19 protein-coding genes are annotated in these 24,493 nt (G+C 32.0%); 11 read left to right on the plus strand and 8 right to left on the minus strand.

The annotated features are described in order from the left end of the window. The first annotated feature begins 53 nt into the window (after positions 1 to 53). The gene (locus HM985_RS02905) at positions 54 to 1,838 is read left to right on the plus strand and encodes a 1-deoxy-D-xylulose-5-phosphate synthase (protein ID WP_179374785.1); all 1,785 of its coding nucleotides are present in this window, start codon (positions 54 to 56) and stop codon (positions 1,836 to 1,838) included. Here HM985_RS02905 and HM985_RS02910 read toward each other — a convergent pair. Both HM985_RS02910 and HM985_RS02915 read right to left on the minus strand, forming a co-directional pair. After that, positions 1,812 to 1,982, minus strand: a complete 171-nt coding sequence (locus HM985_RS02910; RefSeq protein WP_179374786.1) for a hypothetical protein — start codon at positions 1,980 to 1,982, stop codon at positions 1,812 to 1,814. The genes HM985_RS02905 and HM985_RS02910 overlap by 27 nt on opposite strands. 105 nt (positions 1,983 to 2,087) lie before the next feature. Then, on the minus strand, positions 2,088 to 3,428 hold the full coding sequence (locus tag HM985_RS02915) for a deoxyguanosinetriphosphate triphosphohydrolase (protein ID WP_179374787.1): 1,341 nt from the start codon (positions 3,426 to 3,428) through the stop codon (positions 2,088 to 2,090). Between the two features lie 230 nt (positions 3,429 to 3,658). On the opposite strand from HM985_RS02915, the gene HM985_RS02920 reads away from it, so the two are divergent. Beyond that, positions 3,659 to 6,487: a TonB-dependent receptor gene (locus HM985_RS02920; protein ID WP_179374788.1), complete on the plus strand. Its 2,829-nt coding sequence runs from the start codon at positions 3,659 to 3,661 to the stop codon at positions 6,485 to 6,487. Positions 6,488 to 6,516: 29 nt separating this feature from the next. Then, the gene (locus tag HM985_RS02925; protein ID WP_179374789.1) at positions 6,517 to 8,427 is read left to right on the plus strand and encodes a beta strand repeat-containing protein; all 1,911 of its coding nucleotides are present in this window, start codon (positions 6,517 to 6,519) and stop codon (positions 8,425 to 8,427) included. A gap of 75 nt (positions 8,428 to 8,502) precedes the next feature. Here HM985_RS02925 and HM985_RS02930 read toward each other — a convergent pair whose 3' ends face one another. Further along, on the minus strand, positions 8,503 to 8,859 hold the full coding sequence (locus tag HM985_RS02930) for a toxin-antitoxin system YwqK family antitoxin (protein WP_179374790.1): 357 nt from the start codon (positions 8,857 to 8,859) through the stop codon (positions 8,503 to 8,505). 584 nt (positions 8,860 to 9,443) lie between these two features. Here HM985_RS02930 and HM985_RS02935 point away from each other — a divergent pair. From HM985_RS02935 to HM985_RS02945, 3 genes are all read left to right on the plus strand, one after another. Then, positions 9,444 to 11,729: an inorganic phosphate transporter gene (locus HM985_RS02935; RefSeq protein ID WP_179374791.1), complete on the plus strand. Its 2,286-nt coding sequence runs from the start codon at positions 9,444 to 9,446 to the stop codon at positions 11,727 to 11,729. 140 nt (positions 11,730 to 11,869) lie between these two features. Continuing rightward, positions 11,870 to 12,709 carry an OmpA/MotB family protein gene (locus tag HM985_RS02940; protein ID WP_179374792.1) on the plus strand — a complete coding sequence of 280 codons (840 nt, stop codon included), beginning with the start codon at positions 11,870 to 11,872 and terminating at the stop codon, positions 12,707 to 12,709. A gap of 108 nt (positions 12,710 to 12,817) precedes the next feature. Then, positions 12,818 to 13,537 (plus strand): DUF6503 family protein, encoded by a 720-nt coding sequence (locus HM985_RS02945; protein WP_179374793.1) that lies wholly within the window; start codon positions 12,818 to 12,820, stop codon positions 13,535 to 13,537. 17 nt (positions 13,538 to 13,554) lie between these two features. Here the strand turns inward: HM985_RS02945 and HM985_RS02950 are convergent, their stop codons facing one another. The 4 genes from HM985_RS02950 to HM985_RS02965 form a co-directional block, all read right to left on the minus strand. Beyond that, positions 13,555 to 14,262 (minus strand): hypothetical protein, encoded by a 708-nt coding sequence (locus HM985_RS02950; RefSeq protein ID WP_179374794.1) that lies wholly within the window; start codon positions 14,260 to 14,262, stop codon positions 13,555 to 13,557. Positions 14,263 to 14,365: 103 nt separating this feature from the next. Further along, positions 14,366 to 15,136: a BRO-N domain-containing protein gene (locus HM985_RS02955; RefSeq protein ID WP_179374795.1), complete on the minus strand. Its 771-nt coding sequence runs from the start codon at positions 15,134 to 15,136 to the stop codon at positions 14,366 to 14,368. Positions 15,137 to 15,651: 515 nt separating this feature from the next. Further along, complete coding sequence (locus HM985_RS02960) at positions 15,652 to 17,436, minus strand: ribonucleoside-diphosphate reductase subunit alpha (protein WP_179374796.1); 1,785 nt, start codon at positions 17,434 to 17,436, stop codon at positions 15,652 to 15,654. A 14-nt stretch (positions 17,437 to 17,450) separates the two neighbouring features. Next, a complete protein-coding gene (locus HM985_RS02965) occupies positions 17,451 to 18,725 on the minus strand; it encodes a ribonucleotide-diphosphate reductase subunit beta (protein ID WP_179374797.1) in 1,275 nt (424 codons plus the stop codon). An 831-nt stretch (positions 18,726 to 19,556) separates the two neighbouring features. Here HM985_RS02965 and HM985_RS02970 point away from each other — a divergent pair. Both HM985_RS02970 and HM985_RS02975 read left to right on the plus strand, forming a co-directional pair. Further along, positions 19,557 to 20,291: a LytR/AlgR family response regulator transcription factor gene (locus HM985_RS02970; protein ID WP_179374798.1), complete on the plus strand. Its 735-nt coding sequence runs from the start codon at positions 19,557 to 19,559 to the stop codon at positions 20,289 to 20,291. A gap of 3 nt (positions 20,292 to 20,294) precedes the next feature. Further along, complete coding sequence (locus HM985_RS02975) at positions 20,295 to 22,235, plus strand: tetratricopeptide repeat-containing sensor histidine kinase (protein WP_179374799.1); 1,941 nt, start codon at positions 20,295 to 20,297, stop codon at positions 22,233 to 22,235. A 20-nt stretch (positions 22,236 to 22,255) separates the two neighbouring features. Here the strand turns inward: HM985_RS02975 and HM985_RS02980 are convergent, their stop codons facing one another. Beyond that, the gene (locus tag HM985_RS02980; protein ID WP_179374800.1) at positions 22,256 to 22,822 is read right to left on the minus strand and encodes a DUF3109 family protein; all 567 of its coding nucleotides are present in this window, start codon (positions 22,820 to 22,822) and stop codon (positions 22,256 to 22,258) included. A 273-nt stretch (positions 22,823 to 23,095) separates the two neighbouring features. Here HM985_RS02980 and HM985_RS02985 point away from each other — a divergent pair, with 273 nt between their 5' ends. Genes HM985_RS02985 through HM985_RS02995 form a run of 3 tightly spaced genes read left to right on the plus strand, consistent with a single transcriptional unit; the run spans position 23,096 to position 24,493 of the window. Next, positions 23,096 to 23,677, plus strand: a complete 582-nt coding sequence (locus HM985_RS02985; RefSeq protein WP_179374801.1) for a MarC family protein — start codon at positions 23,096 to 23,098, stop codon at positions 23,675 to 23,677. Between the two features lie 10 nt (positions 23,678 to 23,687). Beyond that, positions 23,688 to 23,888, plus strand: coding sequence for a hypothetical protein (locus HM985_RS02990; RefSeq protein WP_179374802.1), 201 nt, complete (start codon positions 23,688 to 23,690; stop codon positions 23,886 to 23,888). After that, entirely contained in the window at positions 23,888 to 24,493 is a 606-nt protein-coding gene (locus HM985_RS02995) for an FAD-dependent oxidoreductase (protein WP_179374803.1), read from the plus strand. Before HM985_RS02990 ends, HM985_RS02995 begins: the two co-directional genes overlap by 1 nt.

Below are 24,493 nucleotides of genomic sequence, written 5' to 3' on the forward strand. Positions count from 1 at the left end.
AAGAGAGCGAAAAAAGCATACATAAGAGTCTCTAAATCTCGTATTTTTACACCGTGAATAAGACATTTTTAGACCATATTAACCTTCCTGAAGATTTACGTCATCTCAAACCAGATGATTTACCTCTACTTGCCCAAGAGTTACGTAATTTCATTATTAATATAGTCGCAACCAAAGAAGGGCATTTAGGTGCTAGTTTGGGCGTGGTAGAATTAACCATTGCGCTTCATTATGTATTTAACACGCCTCATGACTTACTAATCTGGGACGTTGGACACCAAGCTTACGGCCATAAATTATTAACAGGGAGAAAAGATATATTTGAGACCAATAGACAACTAAAAGGGATTAGTGGTTTTCCAAAACGTAATGAAAGTAATTACGATACTTTTGGTGTAGGACATTCATCTACTTCTATTTCTGCGGCCTTAGGAATGGCGATTGCCTCACAACTTAAAGGAGAAGACAAACACCATATTGCTGTTATTGGTGATGCATCTATTGCAAGCGGAATGGCTTTTGAAGGTCTAAACCATGCCGGAGTCACAAATGTTAATCTACTTGTTATTTTAAATGATAATGCTATTGGCATTGACCCAAGTGTTGGGGCTCTAAAACAATACCTTACCAATGTAAAGAAAGGCACTGAGAAGCAAGATAATATATTTGAAGCTTTAAATTTTAATTATTCCGGTCCTATTGATGGTCATAATTTACCTTTGTTACTTTCAGAATTAGAACGATTAAAAACAATTAAAGGCCCCAAATTTTTACACCTTATTACTACAAAAGGGAAAGGTTTAAAACAAGCCGAATTAGACCAAGTAAAATACCACGCACCAGGAAAATTTGATGCAAAAACAGGTGAACTTCCTTTAAAATCTAATAAAAAGCTTCCCCCTAAGTTTCAAGATGTATTTGGTGAAACTATTGTAGAATTAGCATTAAAAAATGATAAAATTGTAGGGATAACACCCGCTATGCCAACAGGTAGTTCCTTAAAATATATGATGGAAACGATTCCTGATCGTGCTTTTGATGTTGGTATTGCGGAACAGCATGCTGTAACGCTTGCCGCAGGAATGGCAACACAAGGTCTTATTCCGTTTTGTAATATCTATTCTACGTTTTTACAACGCGCTTACGATCAAATTATACACGATGTAGCTTTACAAAACTTACCTGTGATTTTTTGCTTAGATCGTGCTGGATTAGTTGGCGAAGATGGAGCAACACACCATGGTGTTTTTGATTTAGCTTACCTTAATTGCATCCCTAACTTGGTTATTTTTGCACCAAGAGATGCTATTGCACTAAGAAACATAATGTATACAGCGCAATTAGGTATTGATTTCCCTATTGCTATTCGCTATCCACGTGGTCGCGGTCATCTATTAGATTGGAAAAAACCTTTTAAAAAGATTGAAATAGGAAAAGGTATTCCTCTAAAATTAGGAAATAAAATCGCCATACTTTCTATTGGTACTATTGCAAAAACAGTTGAAGATGCTATTTTATTTTATGAGAAAAAGGAAGCGATTAGCCATTACGATATGCAATTTGTAAAACCTTTAGATGAAAGCTTACTGCATGATATTTTAAAAAACCATAAAGCTATAATCACCATTGAAGAAGGAACGCTTATTGGTGGCTTTGGAAGTTCAATTCTAGCGTTTGCTAATACACACCATTACAACCAAAAAATAAGAACACTTGGTATTGAAGATCAATTTATTGAACACGGAACAGTAAATCAATTATTACAACTGCAAAAATTAGATTCTGATTCTATAAAAAAAACAATTGAAGATTTATTCTTCGTGATTAATAATAGCTAAGTCCTGCTGGTTCATTACCTGTTCAGTCTTTATGGTTTCGTAACTTGTTTGTTCTAAATTTTCGCTAGAAATATCATCTAACAATAACAGACATGTTACAACAACTACAAAAATGACTAGTCCTCCGAGTATATTATTCTCCATAAACAAATATTTAATTGATTCTACTTGTAGTAAAAGAAAACAAAATATCGCTAAAAAACAAATTTAAACGATTAAAAACATAATTTCGTACTGTATTTCTTCAACCTATAGAATTTGTCCTTGAAGTTTTTTATGTAATAGCATAGCATTTGTATCTGATAATTTTGAAATATAAAGACAAATAGCTAACAGGTTTTCATATAAAGATTCATTACTAAGTTTTACAATTTCAGGCAATGTACTAAGCAGTAATTTATCGTAATTAGACATCTTACCTTCATAATAATTAAAGGCCATTTTTCCGAAAGATTCTAACAATTGATTCAAAATCTGATAACCAGCAATTTCCTTATTAATAACCTCCTTAGAACGGTATACATTATTAATACTAATATCAATAATATCTTTTATTTGTGCTTTATACTGACTTACATCTAACAAGCCCGTTTCAAATTCACCAGCCAAAATTGCATCTTCATGTTTCATAAAAAGTGTTGCGGCTTCATTTATTAATCTTCCAATGGCTAACGCTCGCAAATAGCTTACACGATCTACAGTCGTTTTTAGGGTATTGTAATTTTCAGTTTTAATACTATCTCTAACTAAATTAATTAAATACTCTAAAGCATATTCTTCATCAATTAACCCTAGATTAATACCATCCTCAAAATCAATAATAGTATAACAAATATCATCTGCAGCTTCAACTAAATAGGCTAATGGATGCCTTTGAAAACTTAAATAGTCCTCATGTCTTTTAATTAGACCTAAGTCAGTAGCAATATCATTAAACATTTGTTTTTCACTCTGAAAAAAGCCATATTTCTTATCTACAATATGATTGGTTGGTTTCTTTGGTAAAGATTCTTTTGGGTACTTCATAAAAGCACCTAAGGTTGCATAACTTAAACGCAAACCACCTTCTCTACCTTCTCTACTTTCCGTTAATATTTTAAAACCATTAGCGTTACCTTCAAAATCGCATAGGTCTTGATATTCTTTAGCCGTTAACAAGTCTTTAAAATTAGCACCACTTCCTTCTTTAAAATAAGCACCTATTGCTTTTTCACCAGAATGACCAAACGGTGGATTTCCAATATCGTGAGCTAAAGCCGCAGCTGCAACAATAGCACCAAAGTCATTCATTTTATAACCGTGAGAAGTTTCTAAATGTGGGTGCTTTTTTAATAGCAACTGCCCCACTCTTCTTCCTAAAGACCTACCTACAACACTTACCTCTAAGCTATGTGTTAACCGCGTGTGTACAAAATCTGTTTTAGACAATGGAACAACCTGAGTTTTATCTTGTAATCCTCTAAATTCCGCAGAAAATATAATACGATCATAATCGACCTCAAAGCCTAAACGTGTTTCGTCTTGTTCTTTTCTTAATCTTTTATTTGTATCGCCATAGCGCTTTAACGAGAGTAGTTGTTCCCAATTCATAGTTTAAATCTTAGAAGATGCAAGATATATAAATTGCTATACAATACATTATATAAGGCTTGGTAAGATTAAGCAAAAACCAATGTTACCTAATTGTTTCCATATCCAAAACTAGTTAATATTAAGGATACGTTTTACTAACCTTTTGATTACAAATTGGTAATTTTAGAATAACTCAATTAGCGAATTATCACAGTTTCTTTGCGGAATATATTTAAGATTAAACTTTAATGAAAATAAGAATAATATTTACGTTACTAACGTCATTAATTGCATCATTGTGTTTCGCTCAAGAAACTGGTACGATCACAGGTAAACTGACTGATAAAGATTTCAACAATGAACCTCTACCTTTCGCTAATGTTATTGTTAAAGGTACAACTATTGGAACTACATCTGACTTTGACGGGTCATACACCCTTGAAAACTTAGAAACAGGTTCACATACAATCTCATACAGTTTTGTAGGGTATGATACGCAAGAAATTATTATTAATGTAATTGCGGGTAAAACAACTACTATGAATGTATCAATGAGCGCAAGCTCAGCAAGCTTGGATGAGGTTGTTATAACAACCTCGGCTCGAAAAGAAAGCGAGGTAGCACTTCTTTTAGACCAAAAAAAAGCTGTAGAGATAAAAGAGAGTATTGGTGCAGAGCAATTAGCTAGGTTAGGTGTTTCAGATGCATCTGCAGCAACAGCTAAAATATCTGGAGTTTCAAAATCAGAAGGAACAGGTCAAATTTATGTTAGAGGTTTAGGAGATAGATATCTTACAACCACTTTAAATGGTCTACCTGTACCTTCAGATAACATAGACCAAAAAAATATTAGCTTAGACCTTTTCCCTACTAGATTTGTACAAAATGTTTCTATAAGTAAAACTTTTTCGCCAATTAATTCTGCTGATCAAGCTTCAGGTAATATTGATATCGTCTCTAAAAAAATTACAAAATCAAAAGAATTTGGAGTCAGTCTAGGTGCAGGTGTTAATAGTAATGCCGCAGGAGTATTTAATGACTTTAAGGTCACTGCAAATAATAGTGATGTAAATCTTGGAATATACAGCCGTTCTTATGACGCAGACAACTTAGGTAATTCACTTACACAACAGAGTTGGGATACTCAAAATGTTAGTGCGCCTATTAATTCATCAGTATCATTTAATGCCGGTGGAAAGTTTGGAGAATCAAAACGATTAGGGCTATACTTCAGTGCAGGACAATCTGTAGATCACGAATATCGCGAAGGTATTTTTAAACAATACGACCAAGGAAATATTAGAGATTTTATTAGAGATAACGACAACAAAACCTGGCTAAGAACAGTAAACACTGTAGGTATGTTAAATGCTGTATATAAGTTGGATGACAACAATAATCTAAGCTTTAACACTTTTGGAATTAATAAAGTTTTAGAAGAAACTTATGAGGCAGGTAGAAAAGGAACTTCAGAACGTTTTGAAGAATTAGATAACACTGATGAAGGTTTTCAATTTGTTAGAGATCAAAACATCAAGAATACCTTATTATCTGTTACACAATTACTAGGTGAGCATAATATTTCTGAAAACAATACTTTAGAGTGGGCTGCAGGATATAACTATGTTTCAGCAAATGAACCAAATCGTATCAGAAACGAACTTAACTTCATCAACGATACAGACCTTATTGAATTTGCTTTTATTGGAGGAACACAACAACGTAAATCCGTACAAGAAATTACTGACACAGAATATAGTGCAAATATTATAGATAAGGTTGTTTTAAAACAAAATGATGATGGTGATGATCTATTAAAATTAACCTTTGGAGGAACCATGAGAAACAAATCTCGTGACTTTAGATCACAATTTTACGGAGTTGTTGAACAAACTAGAGGATCATTAAACCCAACATCTGTTGATGGCCTTTCAAACATTTTTACCCAACAAAATTTTGATAATGGTTTATTAGATTTCAATCCAGTATCACCAGATTTTTATGATGGAAACTTAACTTCTTTTGCTGGTTTTGTTGACTTTGTAGGTGTATTTAATAAGTTCACAGCACAAGTAGGGTTACGCTACCAAAAGGATGAAATAGATGTTAATTTTGATGTTGGTAACTACATTAATCCAGAAACATTTTTACCACGTATTGGGCAATCATTACAAAATTACGAACGTCTATACCCTTCTCTAAATTTAAAATATGACTTAACAGAGAAGTCAGCGATACGTTTAGCAGGTAGTTTTAGTCAAACACTACCAGAATTTAAAGAAATTGCACCATTTGAATATGTATCTCCTGAAGGACTTATAACATCAGGAAATCCAGATATCATAGCTTCAAAAAATATTAATTTAGATTTAAAATATGAGTTATTTCCTAGCAACGATGAGTTAATTTCTTTAACTGCTTTTTATAAGCGCATCGAAGATCCAATAAACAAAACATTACGATTAGGAGCAGATGGAAGTGTCTTTTCTTATTTCAATACAGGTAACGAAGCAACCGTAATTGGTGCAGAATTAGAAGGACGTGTCTATATTATTAAAAAACAAGACTCAATGCCTAACCTAAAGTTATCGGGTAATATCTCTTACTTAGACCATGTTCAAGATCTAAAGGAAGTAAGAAATAGCAATGGGGACTTAACAAGAACCTATAGATACGGTGGAAAAACTGAAATAGGATTAGAAGGAGCATCAGATTGGATAACGAATATCGCACTTACTTTCAATACAGGAACGAAACATCCATATGAAATTACACTTTCTGGTAACTACGCATCTGACAAAATCTATTCATTAGGTGCACCAAGAAATCAGAGTCAGCCTGAAACTTTTTTTAACGGAGAAATAATTGAAGAAGGTGTAGTAAGATTAGACTTTATTTTGAATAAGGAAATCAATGACAAATGGAATTTAAGTCTTACTGCTCAAAACCTATTGAATCCGACTATAAATCGAGTACAAAACAATCAATCGTCAGCAACAGGCCTAACCTCTCAGGACACTGTGCTTTCATATAATACAGGGGTGAATACATCACTTTCTATTAGCTACAAATTTTAACCAAAAAAAATAATTTAAATTTTAAAACGATGAAAACTTTAAGCAGATTATTAAGTTTAGCAATGGTTACAGGTGTTTTATTTACATCTTGTGATAGCGATGATGACGGTGGCGGGGATACACCTACTGTCGAAACAAATTTAGCGGGTGTTATAGCGTCGAACAGAACATTAGACGCAACGGAGCAGTACACAATTGCAAGTACTGTAATTGTACCAGAAGGTGTAACTTTAACAATTCCTGCAGGTACAGAGATTGTATCTAACGTAGGTACAGAAAACTACATCACAATATTACAAGGAGGTAAAATAGATGTACAAGGAACAGCTGATAGTCCTGTTATAATGAGATCTAACGGAGATGCAGGGTCTTGGGGTGGTTTAGTTATCTGTGGTAACGCTACAACAAGTGAAGGAGTTAATGCTACTGCTGAAGTAGGTAACTTATCTTATGGTGGAACAAATGATGCCGATGATTCTGGTAATATTGATTATTTAATTATTAGAGATGCAGGTGCTCAAATCAATGCAGACTCTCAGTTTAATGGTTTAACATTATATGCTGTTGGTACATCTACTACAATTGATAATGTTGCTATTATTAATGGATCTGACGATGGTGTTGAGTTTTTTGGTGGAACTGTATCTCCAAACAACATGTATTTAGAAAACAATGAAGATGACGCTGTTGACTGGACAGAGGGATGGAACGGAACCTTAACTAACGCTTACGTTACAAACACAATCAGTAGTTTTTCTACTGCAATTGAAGCCGATGGTGTAAACAACAACCCAACTTTAGTTAACTTTACTGCAATTTCTGCAAACGGAGGAACTGCTATCCAAATCAAAAATGATTCAGGCGCAACTATCAACGGTTTAACTTTAACAGGTTTTGAAACTACTTTTGATTTTAGAGATGACGCTCCAGTATCTAATTTAATGGTTGATGGTGAAAATGCTGATGTTGCTGAAGATGCTGTCTATTCTACATCATCAACAAATGCAAGTTTATTTGCATGGGTAACAAATGCAAGTGATATTTCTGGTTCTACTTTACCTGCAAATATCTCTAGCGATTTAACGCTTGATGCTTCTACAACTTACACAATAAATGGTCCTGTTTTAGTAAACAGTGGAGCAACATTAACTATTCCTGCAGGAACAAACATCGTTTCTCAATCAGGTACTGCTAACTATATTGCTGTATTAAAAGGAGCTACTATTGATATCCAAGGAACTGAAGCAAATCCAGTTATAATGAACTCTGATGACGGAGAAGCTTGGGGTGGATTATTAATTTGTGGTAATGCTACAACAACAGAAGGTGTAAATGCAATTGCTGAAGTTGGTGGATTATCTTATGGAGGATCAGATGATTCTGATAACTCTGGTAGCATCAATTATTTAATTTTAAAAGATACTGGCGCACAAATTAATGCGGATTCTCAATTTAATGGATTAACATTATATGCTGTTGGTAATGGAACAACATTAACAAACATTGCTGTAATAGGTGGTGCTGATGATGGTGTTGAATTTTTTGGAGGAACAGTTAACTTAACTAATTTCTATGCAGAAAACTTACAAGATGATTCTGTGGATTGGACTGAAGGATGGAATGGAACATTAACAAACACATTTGTTAATTTAACTATCGATGGTTTTTCTACTGCTATTGAAGCAGATGGTGTTAACAACAACCCAACTATAGTAAACTTTACTGCAGTTTCAACTAATGGAGGGACAGCTGTTCAAATTAAGAACAACTCAGGATGTACTATAACTGGTTTAACATTAACAGGATTTGATGATCAATTTGATTTCAGAGATGATGCTCCAGTTTCAAATGTTTTAGCTGATAATGCTAATGCTGACGAAACTGCAAGTTATACTACTTCTACAGTAGTAGCAACTGATTTTTCTTGGGCAACCAACTAATATTTAAAATAAAAACAATAAAAAAGCATCCTGAAAAGGATGCTTTTTTTATTTCATAAAATTTAAAACTCCGCTTTAGTTCGAAGCTAATATTTTTTTACTGTTGCTCCACTCATATACGTTAGCAATAGTATTTTCAGAATAATCAACTTCCTTTAATTTATTATCATTCCAGAAAAACCATTTACCAACTTTTTTACCAGCTTCATAAGTTCCAAAAGCTAATTTGTTTCCTTTAGCATCATAACTCGTCCATTCACCTTGTAACTTACCATCAGTGTCAAATGTACCTGTTTGCTGTACCTCTCCATTATCATGGTAATAAGTTGCTACTACTAAATTATCTTTTTTCTCTAATTTTGGATTGGTTTTATCTTGTGCGAAAGAAAACCCTACACACAGCATTACTAATAACGTTACTATCTTTTTCATAATTTCTTGGGTTTTATTAATGTTAACATTACGAATATAACACTAATTTTACATTTAAACAACATTAACATAACATTTAGGTAACATTAAAACTTTAATATATTCATTTACAGCTATTTAAGTGTTTCAACACAAGTTACATAACATCTAAAACTCATAATTTTATATCATTAAAATAATCGCTAGCGCAAATTAGAGACCTACAAAGTCTAAGCGTTCCAATAAAATAACCTTTTAAACCTTCAAAAAACACTATTAATTTCAAGTTTATTAACCTGTAATTATAATCTTCAATTATAGTCGGATCTTAATATTAGCAGGAAAACCAAGAATAACGTTTCAGAATTTTCTGTCACAAATTACTGTGCTTTAAAATAAACTAAATGAGTTCTACATTTTAGACTCCTTAAATTTTGTTCTAAATCACCACACTTTCAACATAGATCTTAATATATTTACAGTACAAACCTATTGCGTATAAAGCATCAATTTTCGCTTTGAGATTGCCTTTAATAATAACATTGAGGTAACATTCTGTTGAAAATAAAAAAGGTACTTTGCATTCAATTTTTATTATAATTTTAATGGACAACCTTTATATCTATATGCTTGTTGCACTAGCTTTTTTAGCTGTAGCAGACTTAGTAGTTGGTGTAAGTAATGATGCTGTAAACTTTTTAAATTCTGCAATAGGATCTAAAGCGGTATCGTTTAAAACGATAATGATAGTAGCCAGTCTTGGTGTTGCTGTCGGTGCCTTAACCTCTAGCGGAATGATGGAAGTTGCACGTAAGGGTATTTTTAATCCTGGAGAATTTATGTTTAATGAAATTATGGTCATATTTATGGCTGTAATGCTCACAGACATTCTACTGCTCGATTTCTTTAATACCTTAGGTATGCCAACATCAACAACAGTTTCTATTGTTTTTGAACTTTTAGGGGCTTCTGTGGCTGTAGCATTAATTAAAATATATAGCGATAGTTCTCAAACTATTGTAGACCTAAGTACATACATTAATAACTCTAAAGCCATAGAAATTATATTAGGAATACTACTCTCTGTAGTTGTTGCTTTTTCTATTGGTGCAGTTATTCAATATGCCTCAAGGTTATTATTAACTTTTAAGTTTCAAGAAAAGCCATCTTGGTATGGGGCTATTTTTAGTGGTGTTGCTAACACCTCTATTCTATACTTCATATTAATAAAGGGAGTTAAGAACGCTAGTTTTATGAGTGCGGATCTTACCAACTTAATAGCATCTAATCCCGTGGCATTAATAGCGATTAGTTTTATAGTTTTAACATTAATTTCTTATTTAGTAATTCATACATTTAAAACCAATATATACACCGTTATCATAGTCGTCGGTACGTTTGCACTTGCCGTAGCATTTGCGGGTAACGATTTAGTGAATTTTATTGGTGTACCCATTGCAGCTTATAATTCTTATGAAGCCTGGTCTACTAGTGGAGCTTTACCAACAGAATATGTAATGACAGCTTTAAGTGCACCTGTACAAACACAACCTATATTATTACTTATTGCAGGCCTTATTATGGTATTAACCTTATGGTTTTCTAGCAAAGCACGTTCAGTGGTTAAAACCTCTGTAGATTTATCGAGACAAGATGAAGTTAAGGAACGTTTTGAACCTAACTTTTTATCTCGGATGATCGTTAGATCTACAATTACAATATCAAACACCTTAAATAGTGTATTACCCAAACCTTATATGGAATGGGCAGACAAACAATTTGTAAAGCCAAAAGTGATTGGAAAAGCAGAGGATTTACCAGCGTTTGACCTAGTAAGAGCAGCTGTAAACTTAATGGTAGCTAGTGTATTAATTTCTATTGCTACATCAATGAAACTACCTTTATCTACAACATACGTCACCTTTATGGTTGCTATGGGTACGTCTTTAGCCGATAGAGCTTGGGGAAGTGAAAGTGCTGTGTATAGAGTTGCTGGTGTATTAAATGTTATTGGAGGTTGGTTCTTTACAGCATTCAGCGCATTTGTTGCTGCAGCAATTATGGCTTTTATTTTATATCATGGAGAAGGTTATGCTTTAGTAGGCTTGTTAGTTTTAGCGATACTTTTATTATTAAGGAGTTTTATATCGCATCGTCAGAGTTCTAAAATGATGAAAGAAGAAGATCAATTAGAAAAAGCTGAAAGTAGCTCTACACAAGGTGTTATACACGAAAGTGCTTCTAACATTGCTAGTGTTGTAAAACGTGGTAATAAAATTTATTCTTCAGCTATTAATGGTTTAGCTGTTCAAGATTTAAAAGTATTAAAGAAGAACAAAAAGCAAATAGACAAGCTTTCTAATGAAATTGATGATTTAAGAGATAACATCTTCTATTTTATTAAAAACCTAGAAGAGCCAAGTCTGTCAGCCAGTAATTTTTATATTAATATTTTAGGCTATTTACAAGACATTACCCAATCTTTAGATTACATTTCTAAAACGAGTCATAAGCACGTTAATAACAATCATAAGAAATTAAAATTCTCTCAGATAAAAGAGTTAAAAGAAATAGATGAAAAAATTGAAGCTTTATTTAACAATGCTCAAATAGCTTTTGATTCTAGATCTTTTGAGAAAATTGGCGAAATTTTAAATGATAGATCTAAAGTTTACAACTTAGTGACTGAAAAAATTCAGAAACAAGTAGAGCGTACACGTACTGAAGAATCAAGCCCTAAAAACACTACATTATACTTCAGTTTATTATTAGAGACTAAAGATCTCTTATCTGCAATGATGAATCTTTTAGAAGAGTATTACAATGCGCACGATAGTTCTGTGAAACCAGCGACGTTAACTACTGAAAAAGAAACACAAGAAGAAGAATAAAAATTATTAGTATTCACCTAATAATTAGATAATTATAATGAAACGCTTTGTTTTTTCAAAAAAAATTAAGGCGTTTCAACATCCAAAATACGACTTATGGCGTATATGTACTTTAGAAATTAATTAAATTAAAACCTACGATGAAAAAAATTTCAATCCTATTAGTTACAACCGTTATGTTAACTGCTTGTGTTTCAAAAAAGAAATACGTAGCCCTAGAGCAGCAAAACGGAGAGATTACAAGCGAACTAACTAAAACAAGAGTAGAAAAAGAAGATTTAGAAAATAAATTTGCTGCAATAGAAGCTCGCGTTAGCGATTACAATTCTAAAATACAATCTTTAAACGAAGAAGTTGAAAGCGGTAAGTCTAAATTTCAAATAGCTGAAGATGGTACTGTAGCATCTGTAGCTAGTAAAGAAAAGATGAAAGAAACATTGAAAAATGTAGATGCTGCAAAATTAGCTGGAGCAAAAACTTTGAAAGATTCAATGAATTTAGCCATTCAGTACAACTTAAGCAAAGCTATGAACACTAGCGATCTTAATGAAGACGAAGATATCGTAGTAGATATTAACGAAACTGTTGTTATGATCTCTATTGATGACGATATGTTATTTAACACAGCAAGTTACAGAGTTGGAAACAAAGCTGACAAAATTTTACAAAAATTAGCTGACGTCATTAACTCTGAGCCAAGTTTAGATGTTATGGTTGAGGGTCATACAGATGCTAGAAGCATCAGCACTGATAAAATTGCAGACAACTGGGATTTAAGTGTATTACGTGCAACATCTGTTGTTAGAAAATTACAAGGCCAGTTTAAAGTTGCACCAGAGCAATTAATTGCATCTGGTCGTAGTAGCTACCAACCTCTAGTTGAAAATGATACTAAAGAAAACAGAGCTAAAAACCGTAGAACACGTATTATCTTAATGCCAAACATTGATAAGTTCTTCGCGTTAATGGAAGAAAAATAAGAAAAAAATCTTTTTAGATTTTAACACAAAAAAGCATCCTCCCGTAAAATTCGGCATTGGATGCTTTTTTTTATGCCCTAATGTGTAATTTGTAGCAAAATTAAAGCTATGAAATCATTTTTTACATACAGCCTCTTCCTTATCGCTTTTTTAAGTTACGGCCAGAATATAAGTCCTGAAACCTTATTAGATAAAGCCATTACATATCATGACCCTAACGGAAATTGGAAGACATTTAGTGAGACCTTCACTGTAGAAATGACGACACCAGAATTCGCAAAACGTACCAGTATCATTTCAATTAATTTACCCGCTGAATATTTTAGCGTTACCGCCACAAAAGATACCACTACCACCACTTACACTTTAAACAAGCATAAATGTACTATGAGGTATAACGGAAAGGTTTTAGATAGCTCAACTGCTAAACAAAAGAACATGACTTGCGATAGAGCTACGTTGTACAAAAACTACTATTCGTATTTATATGGTTTACCGATGAAGTTGAAAGACGCCGGCACCAATCTTAATGATAAGGTTGAAAAGAAAACCTTTAAAGGCAAAGACTATTTGGTTTTAAAAGTGACTTATGATGAAGCCGTAGGAAGCGATGTTTGGTACTTCTATTTTAACCCTAAGACTTATGCCTTGGAAATCTATCAGTTCTTTAAAACAGACGAGAATGGTAAAGAGAAACCAGATAGTGGTGAATATATCTTACTTTCTGAAGAAACACTTCTAAACGGTATTAAAATCCCTAAAGTAAGAGCTTGGTATTATAACAAAGCTGATAAATATTTAGGAACAGATACTTTGGTTGAAGAGTAGATTTTCAACTTATGGTTTTAATTAGAATTTGGTTTAAAACAATTTTGATTATAAAATTCTAATACGTCTATTAAGTTATCTTTTGAAAATTCTTTATTCTCAACTTTCTCTAACAAAGCAGAACAATCTTTAAAGTATTTATTCATTGATTTCTTAAAGCTTTTAGCAAAAGGTAGTCCTTTAGTATAGAGATGTTCTACATGATCACTATCACCAAGACCAACATAGTAACTATATCTCGGAATATCTATTTCTATATAAATGTTACGACTTTGACTTAAACTTATTTCCTGACCATTATCTAATATTACAGTTTGATTTGGAAGCGTATGAAATGGTACTTCATTTAAAATATGAAATGGTACTTCATTTAAAAATGAATTAGATAAAACACCGCCTTCATAAACTCTCACATAAAGGCTTAAATTATCTATAGCAACAATTTCCATAATTTCTGGATACTTATCACCATCAATATATTTATAACGGAATTTTCTGTAATAATCGTTTTCTAGAATATCTACACCGATAAGATCTTTTGATTTATAGGTTTTATATTTTAAGGTATCATTCTTGAATTTAACAGAAACAATTGAACTAATTCCGCTAATCTCACCATACCCTTTAATTTGAGTACTGTCTTTTAAAATAAGGACTGCCTGGCCTGATTGCGCCACCATTGAAGTACTTATTGAGATTAGTAATAGGAATAGAATGTTTTTCATATTTAATTTATAATACTTTAAGATCACGAAGCAAAACTCTAATATAAAAAAAGCATCTCATTTCTGAGATGCTTTTTTTTATATAACATTATATACTCCCTTTTTAACTCTCTAGCAGTTTTGGTAAATAATCTAATGCTAAAGGGTCACGTTCTTTGAAATAGTTTTGTGCATTTTCAGGTATCCATTTATCAAATATAAACTTTCTAAAGGTTGGTAACACCTCTAAAGGATACATACGAGCTTCAACATCTGGCCTGTCATCCAGAAATGAATGGTCGTAAAACCTGTGTGATCCATTAAATTCGGAACCGATTTTTTTAAGAAAGTTTGAAAACATTATTCCAACTGAAATATCTGGCATTATTTGTTTTCCTGTTTCACTTCTATCTGGGATTTCATATCCTACCTTTTCTAATTCAGCATTTAGTGTTACAAATAACTCACTAATAACAGAAAAGTAATTTCTATCTATTTTATGAAGATTATCTTTATATCTTAAATAAAAATTAGGTTCTTGGCTTCTGTCAATCCTTCCGTAAAAACCTTTTTTTCTGACTGAAGGAATAACTTCCTCGAATAACCAGTCTTCAAATTTTTCAGCGGATTCTAATTTTGATTTAACGGTTAATCTATAAATGTTTGGTTCATTGATTAATGTAACTTTTTGGTTTCCACTTTGAGTCGGGATATCGTGTTTCTTGACACCCTTTATTTTACAAAGTCCAGCTACAGCCTCTTTTCCGTTTGAATAACCTAATACGTTAGTAACATCAGCTGCTACAAACCAAATTTCACCATCAATTTCTACTGTTCTAATTTCGTTGAACATTTGTTCTTCTTCTGATTCAAACTTGAATATTTCTATTTGCATCTTTTAAATATTATTTATGTATAAACACCTTATTTTAAAGTTTATACAATTATTAACAAAAAGTGGTTTATAAGTAATTCAGATTCATAAAGCCTGAAAAACACTACGATTTTAGACCACTAACTCATTTATGGAAATATTTAACTTGGTAGAAATATTCAAATTTCGTTTCTTTGCAGAACGAAAGCGAGACGAGTTAATCTCATTTCTATTTTTTCATACAATATTAGGGGTCGGATCCAAATTTGTATTCAAATAAACCAAGAGGAATATTCACATGTTCCTTTTTTTATGCCTTTTTTCTACTCCTCATTTTTAATTTAATTAAACTTATTATTTAATCTCTTTTTTAAGCGACACCCATGAATCTTTAATTGTGACACTTTATACAAATAAAAATTTGTAAAAACCTAAATATCAAGATGATACACCAACTTTAGCACTTTGAAATTTCGCCTAAAAAACCACCCATATTTCAGAGTGGTTTTAAATTAGCACTTGTATTATACTAGCTATTAACCTTCACAACTAGCACAATCTTTCTTTTGCTTAAACTTCTGTGCAGCATTCATACTGTGTTGGTAGTACAATGATTTTACACCTAACTGCCAAGCGGTAACATAAAGCTTATTAATATCTTTAACGGGCATATCTGGATGCACCATAATATTCAATGACTGTGATTGATCTATGTGGTTTTGTCTGTTTGCCGCCTGATAAATAATGGTCATTTGGTCAATTTCAGAATAGGTTTTAAATACGTCTTTTTCTTCTTCTGTAAGCTCATCTAAATGTTGTACAGAACCATCGTAATCACGGATGCTTTTCCAAATTGCACTAGTGTTTAATCCTTTGTCTTCTAAAAGCGCTACTAAATACGGGTTTTTAATCGTCGTTTTAATTTTAGCAATATCTTTTACATAACTATTAGACCATATTGGCTCAATACCCTGAGATACTTGTCCTAAAATAAACGCTGAAGATGTTGTTGGTGCTACAGCATTTAAGGTTGTGTTACGCCTTCCGTAGCCTTTTAAAACTTCTGGCTCACCAAATAACTTAGCTAATTCTTCTGATGCTTTTACAGATTTGTCTTTAATTGTTTTAAAGATCTCACTATTTAAATCAAAAGCTTCTTTACTATCAAAACTTACCATTTTAGATTGTAATAAAGAGTGCCATCCTAAAGCTCCTAAACCTAAAGCTCTGTTTTCTTTAGCAAACGTGTATGCTTTTTCCATAAACATAAATGTATGTCTATCGTCACGGTTTTCAGAATCTCTGTAAACTTCTAATTTGGTAATAAATTCTTCTAAAACCGCATCTAAAAAGTAGACCATAGTTTCTACAGCATCGGTATCTTTCCACTTATCGTAATGTAATAAGTTGATAGAAGATAGTACACAAACAAAAGACCAACGGTCGTTTGTAGGCAACATAATTTCTGAACATAAGTTACTCGCGTAAATCTCATGATTCTTATCTTTATAAACATCTGGAGCTTTATTATTAGCATTGTCTCTAAAGAAAATATAAGGATATCCTATTTCTCCTCTACGTTGTAATACTTTTGCCCAGATGGCTCTTTTATCAGAATCGCCATCAATCATTTCTTGCATCCACTCGTTACCAACAGTAACACCATGGGTTAACTCTTGTATTGGATTTCCTTCCGTACCTATTTCTAAAAACTCGTGAATATCTGCATGCTCAATTGGTAAGTATGGAGAAAAACGACCTCTTCTCACTGAACCTTGACTTACAACATCGACCATTTTTTCGAACAATTGCATAATATGAACTGCTCCTGAAGATTCACCGTTATTTTTTACCGGTGCACCTCTATGTCTTAATTTACCAAAATAACCAGAAGTACCACCCCCTAATTTAGACATCATACCAACTTCAGACTGTGTATATAGAATATCTCCCATATCATCAGAAATGTGCGAACCAAAACAACTGATTGGTAAGCCACGTTTTTTTCCGAAGTTAGACCAAACCGGTGATGCTAATGAATAGTAACCTTCGGCCATGTAGCCATAAAACTTATCGGCAAAACCATCGATGCCTAATATTTTTTCTGCATTATCAGCAATTTCTCTTATACGCTCTTCAGGTGTTGTATCTCCTGTTAGGTATCCTGAGGCTAAAAACTGACGACTATTTTCTGTTAACCACTTAATTTCTGGTGCTGCTTTAGCTTCTTTTATTGCTTCTTTTCTAGCTTTAATTAATTCATCGTGGCTAGATGTTTTTGTTGATTCGTGAATCACTGTATTTTTAATGTCTTGGTTCATATGGTCGTTGTGGTTTAAAATAAGTCGTCTCCGGTTACACTTTTTTGTCTCTTAGCATAGTTTATAGAACGTTTTACGAAGAAATCTCCATGTTTTGTTCCTATAATCTCATCATCAAACCATTCGGTTTGTGCCAATAAGGTTTCATCAACATCAAATACTTTTTCGATGCCAATGCTTTCTAATGAATTATTAAATCTGTTTTTAATAAATTCATTAATTACATTTTTAGGTAAAAACTCTAGTTCACCTGCTTCAAAAATCCAATCCACTAGTTTACTTTCAGAATCATAAGCTTCAACACATAATTCTCTTACTAGAGTGCTATGTTCTGCGTCGAACCAAGTTGGATTTTCTTTTTTGATAATTTTGATAATATCAATCCCAAAATCACCATGAATTTGCTCTTCTTTCGAAGTCGCTTCAACCACATTAGACACTCCTTTAAGCATGTTTTTATGTTTGTTAAATGCCATGATGATTAAGAATTGTGAAAATAAAGACACATGCTCAATAAATAAAGAGAACAATAAAATTGACTCTGCATATTCTTTATTGTCTTCACTTTTTGCATTCTTTAAAGCGGTTTCTAAATAATGAACACGTCTCATTATTACCGGCTTTTTCTTAAGATTCTTAAATTCGTTATTAAGACCTAATATCTCTAATAAATGCGAGTAAGCATCGTGGTGACGTACTTCACTTTCTGCAAATGTTGCACCTACAGATCCTATTTCGGGCTTAGGCATTTTGTTATAAATCTCCCCCCAAAATGATTTTACTGCAACTTCTATCTGAGAAATTGCAAGCATGGTATTTTTAATCGCATTTTGCTCAACGATGGTTAACCTTGTTTTAAAATCCTGAATATCACTTGTAAAGTTAAATTCTGAATGAATCCAGTACGAGTGTCTAATAGCATCTACATACTCATTAAGTTCTGGATATTCGTAAGGTTTTAAGTTAATACGCTTTTCAAAAATGTTTGTTTTTCTACTTCTTGCTTGCTCGTCTCTATATAAAATGTAAGCTTTTGCTACATCATGAAAAGCACTTTTCATTAATTTTTCTTCAACAAGATCTTGTACCTCTTCTACCGTAGGTAAATAATTGTGATCTGTTTTTTTTCTATCTAGAAGTGTTTGTAATACATCTACAGAAATACCATTAGCGTCTTCTTTGCTTCCATTTCCAACAGAAAGCATTGCTTTTTCAATGGCGTTAGAAATTTTATTTAAAACAAACGGACTTGTTTCATAATCTCTTTTTATAATCTGGGTAATCTCCATAGTTTATCTTTTAATTTTAAAGACTAGATATCCATTAGAATGTTAGTGAATCATTCCAAATTCTATTAGTAATACCGTAAAACGTGTTTTAATTTTTCCTTTAGAGGAATGTAAAGGGCTTGATTTTAAATTTGATGTATCGAATTTTAATCTTAAAAAAACATTCGAGAATCATTTTCATTTTGCCTGATGCAAAGATTGACAATTGTAGTCAAAAAAGAAAGGTGATTTGATAAACGTTGTCAACAAGTTTTTAACAAAGCGGTTTAACGCCTGTAAAACATGAAGTTTTACAAAAAAACAATCAAACCCTTATAAAACAAGACTTTAGACCTTATTCGAAATTAATATTTTTGTAAGTTTTTTCTGATTAAATTAAACGTCAATAAGCGTATTTACTGACGATTTAAAATTAATTTTAAAACATTTATAAAACAAAAAAGAGCGTTGAAAACAACGCTCTTTTTATCCTAATACTAACTAAATTTTATAATAAGCAATTTTAAAAATCACTTATCTAAAATTGACATTTTAATGAAAAGATTAGAATTTTTACAAACTCTAATCTTTTCTGACTAATAGCTGCTCAGTCAAAAAAAGCAAACCCCTAATTCGCTATAATAATTTTGACTAATCTCACTACACAAATATCCATATTTTATTCCGATAATTAACATTGTTATGTATAATTGGTACATAAATATGTATAGTTGGGTTATTAAATTAATACCACACCTTTTTAACCTTTTAAACCTAAAAAAAAAGCATTGTATATACAATTACCTTCTGTATAATCAATATATTGTTATATTTAGCGCATATACCTTAAATATGCTTACAGCCGTAATTGTAGATGATGAGCCCAAGGCTATACAGAGTTTAATTTGGGAACTCAGTAATTTTAATAACGAGATAGAAGTTACAAAAACCTTTACAAATCCAGATGAAGCATTAGGCTATCTTAGGTCTCACACGCCCGATTGCTTATTTCTCGATGTGCAAATGCCCACCATGGATGGCTTTCAGTTTTTAGATAAATTAAAAGATATTAATTTCTCGGTTATAATCACCACAGCCTATGACGAATACGCGATTAAGGCTTTAAAAAATGATGCTATTGATTATCTATTAAAACCAATTGACTCTGATGATTTAAAGGATTGTATTTTAAAAATAAAAAAACACAGTGAACGCTCTATTAACTCCAATCAATTAGAACGTATGCTTATAAATTTTAATTCGCAATTTGATAAAAAAAAGATCACCATTGACACCGATGGAAAATTGTTGTTTTTAGATGTTGATGATCTTGTCTATATAGCATCTGACGGTAATTACAGCACTATATATTTAAATAACAATAAGAAAATAGTACTTACAAAAAAATTAAAGGAAGTAAACGCGATGTTACCCGAACATTACTTTTTTAGAATCCACAACTCTTATATTATAAATCTCAATAAAATTAAAGCTTTTGTAAAAAACGAAGGTTATGTAATTATGGAGAGCGACCACAAGATACCTGTAGCAAGACAAAGAAAATCGGACTTTTTAGAAAAATTCTAGTTTATGAACATTACATATTTTGGTAAACTCATAAATTTACTGAGCCTAATTTTTATATTTACTGTTAACAGTTATGCACAACAGTCAACTTTTGACAAGTCATTGAGCTTCATTGAAATAAACAAGCCCAAAACTCATGCAGCAATTGATTCATTATTAAAACCGTTTAGACGAGATACCGATAAGATGGAACAATTACTCACTCTATCTAAACAACATACTTATAATGAAGGCGCTTGCTACGCTGTGAATGCCTTAGGAGTAATTCAAAGAGACAAGTCTAATTACGACAACGCTTTAGATTTACATCAAGAAGCACAGGCTTATGCAGAAAAAGCAAATAGTGACGAATTCAAGATTATAAGTTTTAATATGATTGGTGTTGTCTACAGACGTATGGACATTGTAAAACTAGCACTAGATTACCACACCAAGGCCTTAAAATTAGCAAACTCTATAGAACAACCTACAACATCAATATCACATAATATTGCTGTTTCTCAAAATAGTATTGGGAATATTTATCTCGTATTAAAACAATATGATTTAGCCATCTCTCAATTTAATAAATCGTTGACTATTGGGAAAAGAATAGATGATAAATTAGGGCTCGCCATCAACTACCACAACATTGGCTACGCAGAAGAAGCAAAAGAACATTTAGATAACGCTTTAGTCAATTACCAAACGTCACTTAATTACAATAACAATATTGACTCAGAAATTGGACGTGTTATTTGTTACAATAGCATTGGTCTAATTTATCTTAAAAAGGGAAACTATAAAGCTGCAAGACCAATTATTTCAGAAGCCTTAAAAAAAGCCTTGGATCTCGAAGATCAATTTTATATTGTAGCTTCTTATATTAGTTTTGGAAAGCTAGAACTGCAAACAAATCAGCTTAACTCTGCCAATGAACATTTAAAAAAGGCACTTCAAATCTCTAAAGCATATAATTTAAAATCTTCAGTTGCAGAATCTAGTAAATTATTATCAGAAATTTCTAAGAAAAATGGTGACTTTAAAGCTGCGCTCAACTACTATCAAGACGCTGAAGAAATAGAAAATACCATTCTAACAAAACAAAATTTACAATACGTAAATGATATTGTAGTTGCTTATGAAAATGAGAACAAAAACAATCAAATTAAAGCATTGGCCGAAGAAAACGAATCCGTTCGTCTACACTTAGAACGAAATAAAAAAATTATACTCTATACGTCACTACTTTTAATTCCTTTAAGTATTTCTACATTTCTTATTTACAGAACAAGAGCTCTTAAACGCGACAAGCATATTTTAACTTTAGAACAAGATATGTTACGAAGCCAGATGAATCCACACTTCATCTTTAACTCACTCAACTCCATTAAGTTATATATAATAAATAACGACAAAGCAAATGCAGTTTATTATCTTAACAAATTTTCAAAATTAATACGAAAGATTTTAATAGCATCTAAGGAAAAGGAAACTTCACTCCATGATGAAATTGAAACCATGAAAATTTACATGAATATTGAAAACATTCGATTTTCTAACGAAATAGATTTTGTTATTAATATAGATCCTACAATAAACACAGAAGTTATTAAAATACCATCATTAGTGCTTCAACCTTTTTTAGAAAACGCACTATGGCATGGTTTATCTTCAAAAGATAGTGGTAAAAAAATAGCCTTAAATATTAGTAGAACTTCTTCTCGTTATATAATTGTAGACATTATAGACAATGGTATTGGACGCGTTGCATCTAAAAAAATAAATGACAACAAACATTTAGAAAGAAAATCTTTAGGCATAGATATCACCAAAGCTAGACTCGAAAACTTTTCAGAATCATATATAGGATCTTACTCCCTAGAAATAAAAGACTTATATAACTCTAAAAAACCTATAGGCACAAAGGTTTCCTTAAAAATACCAACATTAAAAGTTACGTAATCTTATTTTTTAGATAAGCTCTACTTATGCTTCTCTGCTACTTTTTCTAATTCAGCATACCAATCTTCTCCAAATTTCCTAATCAATGCTTCCTTTACAAACTTATAAACAGGCACTTGCAATTCCTTACCTAAAGAACAGGCATCATCACAAATTTCCCATTTATCATAGTTAACTCCAGAAAATTCAGAATAATCTTTTACTCGAATAGGATACAAGTGACAAGATACTGGTTTTTTCCATTGAATTTCTCCTTGGTTATAAGCCTCTTCAATAGCACAAAGGGCCGTCTTTTTTTCATCAAAAATAACATAGGCACAATCTGCACCATTAATTAATGGAGTTTCAAAATCGCCAAATTCCGTTGTTATTGACGTTCCTTGAGCTTCAATAACAGCTATACCTTCTTTACGAAGAAATGGTTTTACTTTAGGGTAAATATCCTCTAAAATCTTTACCTCATCTTTACCTACAGGCGCACCAGCATCTCCATCAATACAACAAGCTCCTTTGCAAGCCGACAGATTACAAACAAAATCTTTTTCTATAATATCTTCTGAGACTATAGTTTTTCCGAGTTGAAACATATTTTATAAATTAGTCACAAAAATGACTGTTATTAATTCTTTTAGGCCCCAAATATACTGTAAATTGTTACTTTTAATAAGCAATAATCAGACATAAAAACACGAAATAAAAATACCCAAATATTACCCATATTTATTATTGTAAATATGGAATAATAGTGCACCTTTGCAAAAAATTTCAAACCTTATCGTGAAATTTGACGTTTAAAAAACTATAAGACAAACACTTATATTAACAAATTCAGATTTTTACAAAATTTAAATTACAACAATATGCACCTAAATTTCAAAGAAATATTTACAGCCTTCATGATCCTCTTTGCAGTTATTGATATTATTGGAAATATTCCTATAATTATTGATTTGCGTAAAAAAGTAGGACATATACAGAGTGGAAAAGCTTCTATAATTGCAGGTGTAATTATGATAATATTTTTATTTGTAGGAAAAAGTTTATTAAGTCTTATTGGTATTGACGTCAACTCTTTTGCTGTTGCAGGTGCATTTGTTATCTTTTTTATTGCCTTAGAAATGGTTTTGGGCATCACGCTTTATAAAGATGATGAACACAGTGCTGTTACAGCTTCGGTTTTTCCATTAGCATTTCCTCTTATGGCAGGACCAGGAACTTTAACCACCTTATTATCTTTACGTGCAGAATTTGCTATTGAAAATATCATTGTTGCTGTAATAAGCAATGTCTTAGTTATTTTTATTGTTTTGAAAACATCAGCTAAAATTGAACGCATTATAGGATCTAATGGAATTAACATTATAAGAAAGATTTTTGGTGTAATTTTGTTAGCAATTGCAGTAAAACTGTTTGCACATAACATTAAAGCTTTATTAGCTTAAAATTTTAAATATGAAGATATTCACACTTGTTTTAACCGTCATTGGAATTGGACTTGTAATTTTTAATGCTACAAAATTAAATTTTGAAGCACTTTTTACAGGCGAAAGTCAAACTGCATTAATTACAATCGTGGCTGCACTCTGTGCTATTATTCTTTTACAAATTCTAAGAATTTCTAAGAAAATTGAAAAGCTAGATAATAAACGTTAATGGTCTTTAATACATTAATAATAGGTGGTGGAGCAGCTGGTTTATCTTGTGCATTAGTTTTAGGTTCTGCAAAAAACAAACCTTTTGCAAAAGATAAATCTATTGGTATTATAATGCACCAAAAGACATCACACCTTCAGAACGCATTATTTAATAATGTATTAGGACTACAACCTGGAACTTTAGGAGAAAACGTTTTAAATGATGGTAAAACACAATTAGAAAACCTTTATCCACATATTGAGCAAATTGAAAATGAAAAGGTGAGCTCAATTGAAAAAACTGAAAATCATTATATAATAACCACAAATACGCATGTCTACCAATCTGAGATAGTCGTAATCGCTGTTGGATACACTAATTTAATGACCATTAAAGGTTTAGAAGATTATATTGGACCACACCCGAGAGCTGCTACTGAAAAAGATAGAATCTGGTTAAAGAATACAGATCATCTTATTGAAAAAAACTTATATGTGGCTGGTACTTTAGCAGGGTGGAGAAGTCAGTTTGCTATGGCTTGTGGTAGCGGATCTCATGTCGCAACTGATATTTTAACCCTTTGGAATGATGGCAAACAAACTAAGATTCACGATAAAATATAA

Origin of the sequence: Winogradskyella wichelsiae (genome assembly GCF_013403925.1) — a bacterium.
GTDB classification, from domain to species: Bacteria; Bacteroidota; Bacteroidia; order Flavobacteriales; family Flavobacteriaceae; genus Winogradskyella; species Winogradskyella wichelsiae.

Excerpts from the sequence above, each read along its gene's own strand:
- HM985_RS02995 (WP_179374803.1), top strand. The coding sequence starts at position 23,888 with ATGGTCTTTAATACATTAATAATAGGTGGTGGAGCAGCTGGTTTATCT.
- HM985_RS02915 (WP_179374787.1), bottom strand. The coding sequence starts at position 3,428 with ATGAATTGGGAACAACTACTCTCGTTAAAGCGCTATGGCGATACAAAT.
- HM985_RS02990 (WP_179374802.1), top strand. The coding sequence starts at position 23,688 with ATGAAGATATTCACACTTGTTTTAACCGTCATTGGAATTGGACTTGTA.
- HM985_RS02910 (WP_179374786.1), bottom strand. The coding sequence starts at position 1,982 with ATGGAGAATAATATACTCGGAGGACTAGTCATTTTTGTAGTTGTTGTA.
- HM985_RS02945 (WP_179374793.1), top strand. The coding sequence starts at position 12,818 with ATGAAATCATTTTTTACATACAGCCTCTTCCTTATCGCTTTTTTAAGT.
- HM985_RS02925 (WP_179374789.1), top strand. The coding sequence starts at position 6,517 with ATGAAAACTTTAAGCAGATTATTAAGTTTAGCAATGGTTACAGGTGTT.
- HM985_RS02935 (WP_179374791.1), top strand. The coding sequence starts at position 9,444 with ATGGACAACCTTTATATCTATATGCTTGTTGCACTAGCTTTTTTAGCT.
- HM985_RS02975 (WP_179374799.1), top strand. The coding sequence starts at position 20,295 with ATGAACATTACATATTTTGGTAAACTCATAAATTTACTGAGCCTAATT.
- HM985_RS02985 (WP_179374801.1), top strand. The coding sequence starts at position 23,096 with ATGCACCTAAATTTCAAAGAAATATTTACAGCCTTCATGATCCTCTTT.
- HM985_RS02980 (WP_179374800.1), bottom strand. The coding sequence starts at position 22,822 with ATGTTTCAACTCGGAAAAACTATAGTCTCAGAAGATATTATAGAAAAA.
- HM985_RS02970 (WP_179374798.1), top strand. The coding sequence starts at position 19,557 with ATGCTTACAGCCGTAATTGTAGATGATGAGCCCAAGGCTATACAGAGT.
- HM985_RS02930 (WP_179374790.1), bottom strand. The coding sequence starts at position 8,859 with ATGAAAAAGATAGTAACGTTATTAGTAATGCTGTGTGTAGGGTTTTCT.
- HM985_RS02940 (WP_179374792.1), top strand. The coding sequence starts at position 11,870 with ATGAAAAAAATTTCAATCCTATTAGTTACAACCGTTATGTTAACTGCT.
- HM985_RS02920 (WP_179374788.1), top strand. The coding sequence starts at position 3,659 with ATGAAAATAAGAATAATATTTACGTTACTAACGTCATTAATTGCATCA.
- HM985_RS02950 (WP_179374794.1), bottom strand. The coding sequence starts at position 14,262 with ATGAAAAACATTCTATTCCTATTACTAATCTCAATAAGTACTTCAATG.
- HM985_RS02960 (WP_179374796.1), bottom strand. The coding sequence starts at position 17,436 with ATGAACCAAGACATTAAAAATACAGTGATTCACGAATCAACAAAAACA.
- HM985_RS02955 (WP_179374795.1), bottom strand. The coding sequence starts at position 15,136 with ATGCAAATAGAAATATTCAAGTTTGAATCAGAAGAAGAACAAATGTTC.
- HM985_RS02965 (WP_179374797.1), bottom strand. The coding sequence starts at position 18,725 with ATGGAGATTACCCAGATTATAAAAAGAGATTATGAAACAAGTCCGTTT.